The 13219-nt window shown below is 56.5% G+C and carries 19 protein-coding genes; 17 read left to right on the plus strand and 2 right to left on the minus strand.

The genetic code is table 11. The annotated features are described in order from the left end of the window. Positions 1-79 precede the first annotated feature (79 nt). Together ACKVOS_RS01050 and queA are read left to right on the plus strand one after the other, a co-directional pair. Positions 80-643, plus strand: a complete 564-nt coding sequence (locus ACKVOS_RS01050) for a peptidylprolyl isomerase (RefSeq protein WP_409210225.1) — start codon at positions 80-82, stop codon at positions 641-643. Positions 644-677: 34 nt separating this feature from the next. Beyond that, positions 678-1709: a tRNA preQ1(34) S-adenosylmethionine ribosyltransferase-isomerase QueA gene (queA, locus tag ACKVOS_RS01055; protein WP_409210167.1), complete on the plus strand. Its 1032-nt coding sequence runs from the start codon at positions 678-680 to the stop codon at positions 1707-1709. Positions 1710-2002: 293 nt separating this feature from the next. Here queA and pyk read toward each other — a convergent pair whose 3' ends face one another. Then, positions 2003-3454 (minus strand): pyruvate kinase, encoded by a 1452-nt coding sequence (gene pyk, locus ACKVOS_RS01060; protein ID WP_409210168.1) that lies wholly within the window; start codon positions 3452-3454, stop codon positions 2003-2005. Between the two features lie 97 nt (positions 3455-3551). On the opposite strand from pyk, the gene ACKVOS_RS01065 reads away from it, so the two are divergent. Both ACKVOS_RS01065 and ACKVOS_RS01070 read left to right on the plus strand, forming a co-directional pair. After that, entirely contained in the window at positions 3552-3845 is a 294-nt protein-coding gene (locus ACKVOS_RS01065; protein WP_409210169.1) for a DUF1244 domain-containing protein, read from the plus strand. Positions 3846-3912: 67 nt separating this feature from the next. Further along, positions 3913-4155 carry a DUF2312 domain-containing protein gene (locus ACKVOS_RS01070; protein ID WP_409210170.1) on the plus strand — a complete coding sequence of 81 codons (243 nt, stop codon included), beginning with the start codon at positions 3913-3915 and terminating at the stop codon, positions 4153-4155. 17 nt (positions 4156-4172) lie between these two features. On the opposite strand, the gene ACKVOS_RS01075 is transcribed toward ACKVOS_RS01070, so the two are convergent. After that, positions 4173-4805 (minus strand): hypothetical protein, encoded by a 633-nt coding sequence (locus tag ACKVOS_RS01075; RefSeq protein WP_409210171.1) that lies wholly within the window; start codon positions 4803-4805, stop codon positions 4173-4175. Positions 4806-4947: 142 nt separating this feature from the next. Here ACKVOS_RS01075 and ACKVOS_RS01080 point away from each other — a divergent pair, with 142 nt between their 5' ends. The 13 genes from ACKVOS_RS01080 to tolB all read left to right on the plus strand — a co-directional run bounded on the left by ACKVOS_RS01080 (position 4948) and on the right by tolB (position 13194). Further along, on the plus strand, positions 4948-5268 hold the full coding sequence (locus tag ACKVOS_RS01080) for a heavy metal-binding domain-containing protein (protein ID WP_409210172.1): 321 nt from the start codon (positions 4948-4950) through the stop codon (positions 5266-5268). Between the two features lie 77 nt (positions 5269-5345). Then, entirely contained in the window at positions 5346-6089 is a 744-nt protein-coding gene (locus tag ACKVOS_RS01085; RefSeq protein ID WP_409210173.1) for a YebC/PmpR family DNA-binding transcriptional regulator, read from the plus strand. Continuing rightward, on the plus strand, positions 6086-6556 hold the full coding sequence (gene ruvC, locus ACKVOS_RS01090; RefSeq protein WP_409210174.1) for a crossover junction endodeoxyribonuclease RuvC: 471 nt from the start codon (positions 6086-6088) through the stop codon (positions 6554-6556). The genes ACKVOS_RS01085 and ruvC overlap by 4 nt, the downstream gene beginning before the upstream one ends. A 71-nt stretch (positions 6557-6627) precedes the next feature. Continuing rightward, positions 6628-7236, plus strand: a complete 609-nt coding sequence (ruvA, locus tag ACKVOS_RS01095) for a Holliday junction branch migration protein RuvA (RefSeq protein WP_409210175.1) — start codon at positions 6628-6630, stop codon at positions 7234-7236. Between the two features lie 69 nt (positions 7237-7305). Continuing rightward, positions 7306-7560, plus strand: coding sequence for a type II toxin-antitoxin system ParD family antitoxin (locus ACKVOS_RS01100; RefSeq protein WP_409210176.1), 255 nt, complete (start codon positions 7306-7308; stop codon positions 7558-7560). Then, a complete protein-coding gene (locus ACKVOS_RS01105; protein ID WP_409210177.1) occupies positions 7487-7846 on the plus strand; it encodes a type II toxin-antitoxin system RelE/ParE family toxin in 360 nt (119 codons plus the stop codon). Before ACKVOS_RS01100 ends, ACKVOS_RS01105 begins: the two co-directional genes overlap by 74 nt. Further along, a complete protein-coding gene (locus ACKVOS_RS01110; RefSeq protein WP_409210178.1) occupies positions 7843-8241 on the plus strand; it encodes a GFA family protein in 399 nt (132 codons plus the stop codon). Before ACKVOS_RS01105 ends, ACKVOS_RS01110 begins: the two co-directional genes overlap by 4 nt. Continuing rightward, positions 8234-9256 carry a Holliday junction branch migration DNA helicase RuvB gene (gene ruvB / locus ACKVOS_RS01115; protein WP_409210179.1) on the plus strand — a complete coding sequence of 341 codons (1023 nt, stop codon included), beginning with the start codon at positions 8234-8236 and terminating at the stop codon, positions 9254-9256. Before ACKVOS_RS01110 ends, ruvB begins: the two co-directional genes overlap by 8 nt. A 91-nt stretch (positions 9257-9347) precedes the next feature. Next, positions 9348-9800 carry a YbgC/FadM family acyl-CoA thioesterase gene (locus tag ACKVOS_RS01120; RefSeq protein ID WP_409210180.1) on the plus strand — a complete coding sequence of 151 codons (453 nt, stop codon included), beginning with the start codon at positions 9348-9350 and terminating at the stop codon, positions 9798-9800. Between the two features lie 8 nt (positions 9801-9808). After that, the gene (gene tolQ, locus ACKVOS_RS01125) at positions 9809-10504 is read left to right on the plus strand and encodes a protein TolQ (protein ID WP_409210181.1); all 696 of its coding nucleotides are present in this window, start codon (positions 9809-9811) and stop codon (positions 10502-10504) included. After that, complete coding sequence (gene tolR, locus ACKVOS_RS01130) at positions 10504-10959, plus strand: protein TolR (protein WP_409210182.1); 456 nt, start codon at positions 10504-10506, stop codon at positions 10957-10959. Before tolQ ends, tolR begins: the two co-directional genes overlap by 1 nt. Positions 10960-10970: 11 nt before the next feature. Then, a complete protein-coding gene (locus ACKVOS_RS01135) occupies positions 10971-11798 on the plus strand; it encodes a hypothetical protein (RefSeq protein ID WP_409210183.1) in 828 nt (275 codons plus the stop codon). Positions 11799-11829: 31 nt separating this feature from the next. Beyond that, the gene (gene tolB, locus ACKVOS_RS01140; RefSeq protein ID WP_409210184.1) at positions 11830-13194 is read left to right on the plus strand and encodes a Tol-Pal system beta propeller repeat protein TolB; all 1365 of its coding nucleotides are present in this window, start codon (positions 11830-11832) and stop codon (positions 13192-13194) included. Positions 13195-13219 lie beyond the last annotated feature (25 nt).

Consider the following 13219-nt stretch of genomic DNA (forward strand, 5'->3'; position numbering starts at 1 on the left):
TTACAGGAGAGACCTGATCCCGATGTCCGCTTTTTATCCGATTATCCGTGCCGCAACGGCTATTTTGCTTGCGTTGACCATGCTTGCACCTGCCCATCTGGCCGCACAAATTGCCCCCGCTGCTGCGGCTCCGGCGGCTACACCGGACAATATGTTACACCTTGATCTGTCGACCGGCGGACGTGTAACCATCCAGCTTTATCCAGACATAGCCCCCGCGCACGTCGACCGCATCAAAACGCTTGCCCGTCAGGGATTTTATAATGGAGTGGTTTTCCACCGGGTAATTGACGGCTTTATGGCGCAAACCGGGGACCCAACGGGGACCGGACAGGGCGGGTCAGAACTGCCCGACCTGAAAGCCGAGTTTAACAAGCTGCCGCATTTGCGTGGCACGGTGTCCATGGCGCGTACAAATGAACCTGACACCGCCAACAGCCAGTTCTTCATATGCTTTCAACCGCGTTTCAGTCTTGATAACAAATACACCGTCTTCGGCCGGGTGGTTTCAGGGATGCAATATGTCGACGCAATCGAACGTGGCGAACCACCTGCAAGTCCGAGCAAGGTCATACAGGCATCGATCGCGTCCGACAATATAACGCCACCGCTTGTAGCCGCTCCGCAGATCATGACCGATTGACCCGATTTTCGCGGGTTCGAAAGACCGTCAAAACATGCGGGTAGACCTGTTCGATTTTCATCTGCCGCCGGAACGCATTGCGTTGCGGCCGGTTACACCGCGCGATTCCGCACGTATGTTGGCTGTTGGAGGTACAGGTGATGTGTCCGACCATCATGTCTGTGACCTGCCGCAAATGTTGCGTCGGGGCGATTGCCTTATTTTCAACGACACGCGTGTAATCCCGGCCCAGTTGGACGGGTTTCGCGGCGCGGCCAAAATCGGCGCAACATTGCACAAGCGCCTCGACCTGCGCCGTTGGCAGGCCTTTATCCGCAACGCAAAGCGCCTGCGGGAGGGTGAAAGTGTCGATTTCGGCTCGGGCGTAATCGCCGTCGCCGAAGAGCGCCACGATGATGGCAGCTATACGCTTTATTTTCAGGGTGACGAGCCGGTCGAAATTCTGCTGCAGCGCGCAGGAACAATGCCTTTGCCGCCTTATATCGCCGGCAAACGCCCCACAGACGAACGGGACGCGCAGGATTATCAGACCATGTTTGCCCAGAAGGATGGCGCAGTTGCAGCACCGACGGCTTCTCTACATTTCACGCCCGAATTGATGGCCGCAATTGTCGCGGCGGGCATCGAAACTGCCACGTTAACGCTGCATGTTGGTGCCGGCACTTTTCTTCCCGTGAAGGCCGAAGATACCAATGACCATCATATGCATCATGAATGGGGACAAATCGACGCGGAAACCGCATCTCGTTTGAACGCGATCCGCGAAAATGGCGGGCGTCTCATTGCGGTTGGAACCACGTCGCTGCGCCTGATCGAGAGTGCAGCTGACGAAAACGGAACGATCCGGCCGTTTTCAGGCGACACCGATATTTTCATTACGCCGGGTTATCGTTTCAAGGCTATCAACGGCCTGATGACCAATTTCCACTTGCCCAAATCGACACTGTTCATGCTGGTTAGCGCGCTGATGGGCCGCGAAACAATGCAGGCGGCTTATGCGCACGCGATCGCAAGCGAATATCGCTTTTACTCTTATGGTGATTCCAGCCTGTTGCTACCCGAATAGCGAGGTGAACCAAGACAAAGGTTGAAAATTTTTCATCAGAAGGAATTGGGGAAAAAGGAAGAAGCGCAACTGTCCGCCACAAACCCGTAAATCCATAACCACCGTCACCCTGAACTTGTTTCAGGGTCTTAGTTTTCAACGCCGCATTACTAGGACCCTGAAACAAGTTCAGGGTGACGCATAGAGAAAGGAAGATGAAACCAAAGCACGGGAGAATAATGGTGTTTGGGCAAAGATAATATAATTCTTTACCTTTCCCTTTCAAGGCCTAAGCAAAATCACCGCAAATCGGATCAATGGCCCTTCAGTTCATCCCCTGTCAACCGGACTATGTGCAGCACATTGGTCGACCCCGGCGTGCCGAAGGGCACACCGGCCATGATGATAATCCGCGCACCCGCGGTGCCCAAATGATGGCGCAATGCCATCCGACGGCCTTTGGCGACCATTTCTTCAAAGCTGCCAATATCTTTCGTCCGCACACTGTGCGCGCCCCATAAAAGGCCGATCCGGCGCGCAGTTGCAATGTGCGAGGTCAGCACCAATACCGGCACCATGGGCCGTTCACGCGCAATACGCCGCGCTGTCGAACCGGATGAGGTGAAGCAGATGATCGCGCTCGTATCAATGGTCTGCACAATCTGCGCCGCAGACGCCGCGAGGGCATCGGCGGTGGTCGCATCGGCGCTGATCTTGGTGAACTGGACGCGGGCGTGGTAATCAGGGTCGCTTTCGACCTGCATCGCGATCCGGTCCATGATCGACACCGCCTCAATCGGCCACGCCCCGGCAGCAGTTTCGGCCGACAGCATGATCGCATCTGCGCCATCGTAAATCGCGGTGGCCACGTCCGACACTTCGGCGCGCGTTGGCGAAGGCGAGGTGATCATCGACTCCAGCATCTGCGTGGCAACAACCACCGGCTTGCCCATCCGCCGTGCGGTGCTGACAATCCGTTTCTGCAAAGGCGGCACTTGTTCAGGCGGTAATTCAACCCCCAGATCACCGCGCGCCACCATCACCGCATCGGCCAGTTCCAATATTTCTTCCAGCCGTCCAATCGCCGCTGGCTTTTCAATCTTTGCGAGCAAAGCGGCTTTGCCACCGATCAGCTTCTTGCCTTCGGCCACGTCTTCAGGACGTTGCACAAAAGACATGGCGATCCAATCGACATGTTGCGACACAGCAAAAGCAAGATCGGACCTGTCCTTTTCGGTCAGCGCGGCAACAGGCACCACAACATCGGGGACATTCAGGCCCTTGCGGTCGGACAGCATGCCGCCCACTTCGACCATTGTTTCAATTTTTTGCGGGGCAACGGTCACGACGCGCAGCACCAGCTTGCCATCATCTAGCAAAAGCCGGGTTTGCGGTTCGAGGGCGGCAAAAATCTCGGGGTGCGGGAGATAAACACGGCTGGCGTCGCCAGGTGTTTTGTCCGCATCAAGTATGAATTTTGATCCGGTTTTCAATTCGACCTTGCCTTCGGCAAATTTGTCGATGCGTAATTTCGGCCCCTGTAAATCGACCAATATTGTGGTTGGGCGACCGAATTTTTTTTCCAATCCGCGAATATGTTCGACAAGCTTTGCCTTGTCGGCCTGTTCACCGTGGCTCATATTGATGCGGAATGCATCCGCGCCAGCCAGAAACAGCTTTTCAATCATCTCCGGCGTGTCACTGGCCGGACCGAGAGTGGCGAGAATGCGGACTTTGCGGGCACGTGGTTTCGAATATTGGGTCAAGCGTCCGCTCCGTTGGCTGGAATTCTTAATAAGACCGGCTATAGCACAAGGGAATCATGGCGGAAGGCCTTCAAATCACAAGAATAGGTATTCACCGATGAAAGAACTGACCGACCACGCTGCTGCAGCCGCATTCCGCCGTCTCGTAACGCATCTGCAACACCGGCACGACGCTGAAAACATCGACCTGATGGGGCTCGCTGGTTTTTGCCGCAATTGCCTCGCCGACTGGGTGATGGAGGCCGATGGCACCCTGACCAAGGACGAAGCGCGCGAACTGATCCACGGCATGCCAGCCGCCGAATGGAAAGCCCGCTTCCAAAGTGAGGCGACACCGGAAAAGCTGCACCGCATGAAGGAAAGCGTGGCGAAAAATGCTGCCGCGCATTAAGCGGGTCGACATCTGATTCGGGCCGCCGGCAACCAACGGCACCCACCCCAATATTTAGGAGATTATCATGGCAGATGCCGCTGTTTCCAATGAACAATTGCGCCTCTTTATGGAGCGCATCGAGCGTTTGGATGAAGAGAAAAAGGGAATTTCTGACGATATTCGCGACGTTTTTTCCGAGGCTAAAAGCCAAGGTTATGATACCAAAATAATGCGTCAGATCTTGAAGCTCCGCAAAATGAGCAATGACGATCGCCAAGAAATGGAAGCCCTGCTCGACACTTATAAGTCGGCTTTGGGATTAGCGTAAGTTGGGAACTGATGGTGTTAGCTGTCACTGTTTAGAACTGCCTTATATAAGGCCATTGTCTCAGCATTACCGGTTGCCAAGCTGTCTAAAACTTCTCGCATTGAACCGATATGGTTGGTCAAGGCGAGCTGAGCTTGCTCACTGCCGGTGACGACATTTGCAAATGCCCACAAAAGCGCACCTCTTACCAGTTCTATATCTTGCTTTGACAAATTAAGGTCTTCGATGGTCTTAGGGTGCGTGATACGGTTTCGGATCCGAATTGCATGGTTGAAATTTTGCCAGTCTGCAGATGAAAAATCGATGAGCCGTTCGCCAAACTCCTTCTCGGCTAGTTTGACGACAAAACGGAACATGGCTGTTAGAGGGACAAATCTCTCTTGCTCTTTGAGCTGGCCAGTTTCGTTTATGCCAAAGCTTTTTTCTTCAAATGCGGATCGTTCCAGCGGCGTCAGTCCGCGAATTGAAGCCACCATTTCCTGAATGTTTTGTCGATACAACCACAGCCAACCTTCAATTGCGGCAAAAGCGGTTCGCACGAAATCGCGCCGCGCCGGCTGGCTTTCATTCGCCTCCATTTTTATCATTGCTTCCAAGGCATCATATCCCAAAACTCCGCAAAATGTTTGCCCTAAGCTATTGTTGATCATTATTTTATACCTCCGGCCTTGCTTCAACCATTCGATCAAGAAAATTGCAATTTAACATTGCACAAGACTTGAGGCTGAGATCGAGTTAGATCAATAATGAGACACGAAGAACCCGAGTTTTGTTACAGGAGCGAAAAATCCCATGCTGATGACCACCACATCCTCCATCGAAGGCCAACCTGTCCGCCAATATCTGGGCGTTGTAACGGGCGAAGTCATTGTGGGTGCCAATATCTTCAAGGATCTGTTTGCCGGCATCCGCGATATCGTCGGTGGCCGATCGGGGGCGTATGAAAGCTCGCTTCGCGATGCCCGCCAGACCGCGCTTGCCGAACTGGCCGACGAAGCCCGCAATCTGGGCGCGGACGGCGTCATCGGCATCGACCTGGATTACGAGGTATTGGGCAAGGAAGGATCCATGCTGATGGTCACTGCGTCGGGCACGGCGGTGAAGCTGGGATAAGCGCCCCGCTTGCCCTTGCCCCCGTCCCTGTTGTAAGGGCGCGCCTTCACTTCACTTTAGCTTCAAAGAAAAGAGCCATGGCAGGCCATAGTAAATTCAAAAATATCCAGCATCGCAAAGGCGCGCAGGATAAAAAACGATCGGCTCAATTTTCCAAATTGAGCCGCGAAATCACCGTTGCTGCGAAAATGGGCATGCCCGATCCGGACATGAACCCGAGGCTGCGGCTGGCGGTCAACGCCGCCAAGGCGCAATCAATGCCGAAGGATAATATCCAGCGCGCGATTGACAAGGCAGCAGCAGCAGGTGGTGAAGACTATGAAGAAATGCGCTATGAAGGCTATGGCCCGGGCGGCGTTGCTGTCATCGTCGAGGCGCTGACCGATAATCGCAACCGCACGGCAACGAATGTACGCACCGCTTTTGCCAAAAATGGTGGCAATCTTGGGGCGTCTGGCGCGGTGAGCCATGGTTTCGACCGGATGGGTTTGATTACATATCCCGCAAACGTCGGTAATGCAGATGCAGTTTTCGAAGCGGCTCTGGAAGCTGGTGCCGAAGATGTGGAATCTGGCGAAGACGAACACAGCATCTGGACGGCAATGGACAGCTTGCACGAAGTTGCCAAAGCGTTGGAAACGACGTTGGGTGCAGCAGAAAGTGCCAGCCTTGCATGGAAGCCACAATTGCTCGTTGAAGTCGACGAAGCCAATGCCGCGACATTGCTCAAAATGATCGACGCGCTTGAGGAAGATGACGACGTCCAGACAGTCTGGGGCAATTACGACATGTCGGACGAGGTCATGGCGAAGCTTGGATGATAATCCTCGGGCTTGACCCCGGCCTGGGTACGACCGGCTGGGGCGTCATTCGCAAGGAAGGCAACCGCCTTTCGCATATCGACAATGGCGAGATTGATACAGACGCCAAGCTGCCGCTGGCAAACCGCCTGCTGCTGCTGGATGCCAAGCTGAACGCGGTGATCGACAGCTTCCGTCCCGATGCGGTTGCGGTCGAAGAAGTGTTCGTGAACAAAAACCCGCAGACGACATTGAAGCTCGGTCAGGCGCGAGGTGTTGTTCTGCTCGGCGCGGCAAAGGCGCGGGTCGTTGTCACCGAATATGCCGCGCGGCTCGTCAAGAAATCAGTCGTCGGCACAGGCAAGGCCGACAAAGAGCAAATTCAGGCGATGTTACGTATTTTGCTGCCCGGCCTGAAATTGGCTGGGCCAGACGCGGCTGACGCGCTCGCTGTAGCAATTACCCACGCGCACCACATTCGGCGTTAGTTCACTTATTGTTCTCTTTTTCTTGCTCTTGAACTTTTGGCAGGCTACCTGTTGGACATGAAGGGGTGGACATGATCGCAAAGCTTTACGGTCGGATTGACGAAACGGGCGTGGACCATCTGGTCATCGACGTAAATGGCGTCGGTTATCTGGTGCAGGCAAGCGCGCGGACATTGGCGGCGCTTGGCAAGGCCGACGATTTCGCCACCGTATTCACCGAAATGCAGGTCAGCGAAAACGACATGCGCCTCATCGGCTTTGCCACGCGCGAAGAACGCGACTGGTTCCGCCTTTTGACTGGCGTGCAGGGCGTGGGCGGCAAGGTGGGACTTGCGATATTGTCTGCCATCGAACCACAGGATCTCGCGCTTGCGATTGGCAGCGGCGACGCCGCGATGGTCGCGCGCGCCAATGGCGTCGGGCCGAAACTCGCTAGCCGCATTGTCAATGAATTGAAGGATAAGGTCGGCGCGTTGGCCGGTATCGGCGGCGGGGCAAAATTGATGTCCGGCGGAACGGCCAGCGGCGGCCATGCGGGCGATGCCCTTTCCGCGCTCGCCAATCTGGGCTTCAAACCGGGCGAGGCGAGCTCTGCCGTAGCATTGGCGGTCGAGGAATTGGGCGCGGATGCGAGTTTGGATGCGCTGGTCCGGCTGGCGTTGAAGAAGGCTTCGAAGTGAGTGTTGCTATAAAAATGATAATTTTCTCGACAAATTTGCACAAATTTGTATATTCCATTGATGCCACAGATGAATCTCTCTCTTCCGCCAGCACTCAAGAGTTGGGTCGATCACAAAGTTTCCGAAGGGCGCTACAGCAGCGCCAGCGATTATGTGCGCGATCTGGTGCGGCGGGATCAAGAGGCCGCAACGACCGAAACCGAATGGTTACGGGGATTGATTGCCGAGGGGCTCGCGTCGGGTGTGGTCGATGAAGAGCCGGAAGACGTCATCGAAAAAATTATTGCCCGACGTAAAGCGCGAACGCGTAAAGCTGCGGCTTAGCAGTTCGGCGGAGGCAGACTTAGACAGCATTGATGCCTATAGCTTTGAACAGTTCGGCGAAGACATCGCTGACGCTTATATGCGCGGCTTCGACGAACTATTTGACTTGCTTCGACTTCTCCCAAAGGCTGGTGTAACAGCATCAGATTTAGGCAGAGGTATCCGCAAATTGACACACCGGCAGCACCGTATTTTTTACACTGCGAAAGGTAATTTGGTGTTCATTGCTCGAATCGTGCACCATGCGATGGATGCAAAGCGGGCGTTAAAGGGGATGGAGCGGTGACGTTGGTACGAGCCGCCACGTGCCGTTGCGGCCAGTTGTCGGTTGCGTGCACGGGGGAACCGATGCGCATTTCGGTCTGTCATTGTTTGAAATGCCAGCAAAGATCAGGAAGTTCTTTCACAGCCCAAGCGCGCTTTCCCGACTCGGCGGTTTCCATAACCGGCGTTTCAAAATTATACGATCATCCAGGCGATAGCGGTGCTGTTGGCAAATTTTATTTCTGCCCGAATTGCGGTGCGACCGTCTTTTATAAGGCAGGGCCATTTCCCAATTTGACAGCGGTGGCGATTGGCGCGTTTGCCGATCCATCCTTCGGTGCGCCGTCAGTATCGATTTACGAAAATCGCAAACACAAATGGGTAGAGATTGTCGGGGATAGCATCGATCATGACTGACAACCCCCACCTCACCCCTATGCGCAAGCCCGAAGATGTCGATGCCGCTCTGCGGCCCAAGACGCTCGCCGAATTCATTGGCCAAGCGGCCGCGCGAGATAATTTGCGGGTGTTTATCGAGGCGGCGAAAGGTCGCGGGCAGCCGCTTGACCATGTCCTGTTTTTTGGACCACCGGGTTTGGGCAAGACCACATTGGCGCAGATTGTCGCCAAGGAAATGGGCGTGGGATTCCGTGCGACGTCAGGTCCCGTGATTGCAAAATCGGGAGATCTTGCGGCGCTGCTGACCAATTTGGAAGATGGCGACGTTTTGTTCATCGACGAAATCCACCGGCTAAGTCCGGTGGTCGAGGAAATTCTCTATCCTGCCATGGAGGACCGCGCGCTTGATATCATGATCGGCGAGGGGCCATCGGCGCGGTCGGTGCGGATCGATTTGCCCGCCTTTACGCTGGTCGGGGCGACAACGCGGCAGGGACTGCTCACGACGCCGTTGCGCGACCGTTTCGGAATTCCGGTGCGGCTGAATTTCTACACCCATGCCGAACTGGAACTGGTTGTGACCCGTGCCGCCCGCTTGCTCGATCTGGGCATTGCGCCCGACGGCGCGAATGAGATTGCCAAGCGCGCACGAGGGACCCCCCGCATCGCGGGTCGTTTGCTGCGCCGAGTGCGCGACTTCGCCAATGTTGCAGGCGAACCGGTGGTCACCGCAAAAATCGCAGACGCCGCGCTCAATCGGCTGGAGGTCGACGCGCTAGGACTGGATGCAATGGATCGGCGATATCTGCATATGATTGCCGACATCTACCGCGGCGGACCGGTCGGTGTCGAAGCGTTAGCCGCGGGCTTATCGGAACCACGCGATACAATCGAGGATGTGGTGGAACCTTATCTGTTGCAACTCGGCCTCATCGCCCGCACCGCACGTGGCCGCGCGCTTAATGCACCGGGATGGAAGCATCTGGGCCTCAACCCGCCCGCAGGATCGCAAGACGGGTTGTTTGACAAATAGCAGATAGACCGACTCTTTCGGGCGATAAGTTGAGGATTTGCCTGCCAAACCCCCTTTCGGTCTGTGAATCCTTGCGGTAAGCCATTGACCGATGTCCCCGCCCCAACCCTATCAAGGCCATTTTGACGGCACGCGGCATTATTTTGCGGTCCGCGTCTATTTCGAGGACACCGATTTTTCGGGTGTGGTTTATCATGCACGCTATCTGCACTTCATGGAACGGGCACGCTCTGACATGTTGGCGTGCGTCGGCATCGACCAACGGCGCGTACATGAAGAGGGCGCAGGCGCCTATGCCGTGACCGAAATGCATATCAAATACCGCCGTCCGGCACATTTTGACGATGCGCTAGTTGTTGTCAGCACGGTGGAGGCCGTCCGTGCGGCAAGTTGCGACATTCATCAAACAGTAATGCGTGGCGGTGAAATACTGATCGAGGCAACCGTTACGGCCGCGTTTGTATCCCCCGACGGCAAGCCACGCCGGCAACCCGCCCACTGGGTAGCTGCGTTCCAGCCGATATTGAACCAGACAGCCAAATAAGGACGCCCATGAATTTTGTTTTAGCAGCACAAGTCGTAAATTTCTCTCCCATCACCTTGTTTATGGATGCCGACTGGGTGGTAAAGGCCGTAATTATCGGATTGGCGTTGGCCAGCATCTGGGCATGGGCCATCATTATCAGCTTCACCGTGAAAATGGCGCGCATAAATAAAGAGACCCAAAAGTTCGAACGCGATTTTGGTGCGAGCAGCGACATAGACGGTTTTTATAATGGCTATGGCAAAAGCGAACTGCCCGTGGCGCGGGTGTTTGCGGCCGGTGTTGCGGAATGGCGGCGATCGACCAATGGCCGAAACATCGACCGCGCCGGAACGCGCGAACGGCTGGCAACGGCGATGGACGCAACCATTGCGGCCGAAACCGACAAGCTCGCCAACCGGTTGAACTTTCTGGCGACGACCGGTTCTGTTGCACCCTTTGTCGGTTTGTTTGGCACCGTTTGGGGAATCATGCGCAGCTTTGCAGCCATTGCCGCCGAACAAAACAGCTCACTCGCCGTGGTCGCGCCTGGGATTGCCGAAGCATTGTTCGCCACCGCAATCGGCCTGTTTGCCGCCATTCCGGCGGTCATCGCCTACAACCGTTTTTCGCACCGGCTGAACCAGTATGAGGCGCGCATGGGTCGCTTTGCCGACGGATTCCACGGCACGTTGAGCCGCGAACTGGAACGGGAAAGCAACTGATGGCGATGAACCTATCCTCCGGCGGTGGACGCAGGCGGGGTCGGGGTGGACGGCGCGCTCCGATGGCGGAGATCAACGTCACGCCGCTAGTCGATGTCATGCTGGTGTTGCTGATCATCTTCATGGTGACGGCCCCCTTGCTGGTCACCGGCGTGCCGGTCGAGCTTCCCGAAAGCCGCGCAAATGCCCTCGACCAGAAGGACGAACCGATTGAGATCGCCATCGACAAGGATGGCGTGACCTTCATCGACGGAACCGAAGTCGGCCCGGGTGACCTGCCCGCACGGCTGGAAGAGATTGCGGCTGCGCAAGATGAAAACACGCCGCGGCAGATCATGCTGCGCGGCGACACGACAATCAGCTACGGCCAGATGATGCGGGTGATGGGCGAGTTGAACCGTGCGGGGCTGAACAGCGTCAGTCTGGTCACCACAGGTTCATCTGGTGAAAACTAGGCAGTAGGGCGATGGACCGGGCGGAGAAACTGGGATTGGGCGCTGCCGTTGGTGGCCATGTCGTGCTGCTCGGCGCGATGGCGCTTGGCCTGATGATGTCCGCAGAACCCGTCACAAAGCCCGAAGCCATCTCGGTCTCGCTGGTCGGCGAGATTGCCGATGTCTCGACCGCGCCGGACGCGATCCAGGAAGAATCCGCACCCCCTGCGCCGGGCGAAATCGAACCGGCTGAGCCGCCGCCAAGTCCGGCGATGCAGATCGAACGGCCGGTTGAAAAGCCGCAGGCCAAGCCTGTGGCAAAACCATTGGCGCGCGATACGCCGCCTCCGGCAAAGACCGCGGCCAAAAAAGTCGCCGTCAAGCAGCCGCCTGCGAAAAGCAACACCGCCGCGGCGAAGAGCGGGAAAGCGACGACCCCTGCCAAGCCGGGCGGATTTAGCCAAAGTTTCGAAGATAGCATGAACGCCATCGGCAAGGCCCCGGGCGCGGGCAAGGCGGTTGGAACGCCGGCGGCGAAAACGGCTTCTGAGGTTCGCCGGTCGGTCAGCGTGTCGCTCGCCAGCCAGATCCGCGCCCGCGTCCGCGCCTGTGCGCCTTCGGGGGTTGAGATCAACAAGATCGAAACCTTCGTCACGCTCAATCTTGAGCCGGGCGGGCGGCTGACTTCAGTTCGCTTTGACAAGCAGGTTGGGGTAAACGATAGCAATCAACCACAGGCCGCGCCGCTAAAGGATTGTATATTGCAGGCGGTTCGCGCCGCATCTCCGTTTGAAGGGCTTGACCCGGAATATCACGATATATGGAAGACCCACGCACTCAGACTTCGCGCCACAGGATAGAGATCAGGCGGATAAAGGAATGAAACGACCAATGCCCACGACCCTTTACCAAAAATTGGCTGCATTTTTTGCGCTGTTCCTGGTAACTTTTGCCGCACAGGCACAAGCGCAAGACGCGGCACCAACGATGCCTGCGGACGAACCGGAACTGGTCGAATTTGATACGGCCAAAACCCGCTCCATCGCCGTCCCTGCCCTCGTTGCGCCCGCGCCTGCCGACACGCCAGCGGGCAACAGCACCGCGCTGGGTCGTCAGATTGCGGAGGTGATTTCATCCGACCTGCGCGCATCGGGCGTGTTTGAAACGCAAGGGCCTAATGGTCTGCGCGCCATCGACTTGCCCGAAGTCACCGCACCGCAATTCGATTATTGGAAAGCACGTCCGGTCGAACAGCTGGTGCAGGGCTTTGTCCGCGTGGGTGGCGACGGCAATCTGACCGTGGGCTGTTATCTATATGATGTCGGCTTTGGCAATGAAACAACGCGTCTTGGCTTTAACGTGCCGCCGCGTGAATGGCGCCGCGCCGCACATAAATGCGCCGATGCGATCTATTCGAAACTGACCGGCGAGCTGCCCTTTTTCGACAGCCGCATCGCTTATATTGCCGAAACCGGTCCCAAGGGCAAACGGGTCAAGCGCCTTGCCATCATGGATTCGGACGGTGCCAATCACCGTTTCATCACCAATGGCCAGTCGACCGCGCTGACCCCGCGTTTCTCGCCCAATTACAAGTCGATCCTGTATCTGTCCTATGTTGACGGCAATCCGCGGATCTATGTGTATGATATCGACGCCGGACGGCAGCGGTTGATCACGCAATCGCGTAACCCGACCTTTGCGCCGCGTTGGTCACCCGACGGGCAGACGATCCTCTATTCAATGGCGGTTTCGGGCAACACGGATATCTACAAGATCCCGGCCTCGGGCAATGGTACACCCGTGAAACTGACCAGTTCGCCCAGCATTGACGTCGGCGGAAGCTTTTCCCCCGACGGCCGCCAGATCGTGTTTGAAAGCGACCGTTCCGGCAGCCAGCAAATCTATGTCATGAACGCCGATGGCTCAAACCAGCGCCGGATCAGCTTTGGCCAGGGCCGCTATGCCACCCCAGAATGGAGCCCGCGCGCCGACCTGATTGCCTATACACGCATCGCGGGCGATTTCCGCGTAGGCACGATGCGGCCCGACGGTTCCGGCGAACGGCTGCTCACCGACAGTTGGCAGGACGAGGCACCCACCTGGGCACCCAATGGCCGTGTCATCCAGTTCTTCCGTACTGCGAAAGCTAGTGGTAAAACAAGCATATGGCAGGTAGACTTGACCGGATCGAACGAACGCAAATTACCCACGCCGGTCGATGGTTCCGACCCGGCATGGGGGCCGGTATTGCCGTAACAATATGTCGAATTCCAAATCAAGC

Origin of the sequence: Sphingorhabdus sp. (assembly GCF_046154385.1) — a bacterium.
Classification (GTDB): Bacteria; Pseudomonadota; Alphaproteobacteria; order Sphingomonadales; family Sphingomonadaceae; genus Sphingorhabdus_B.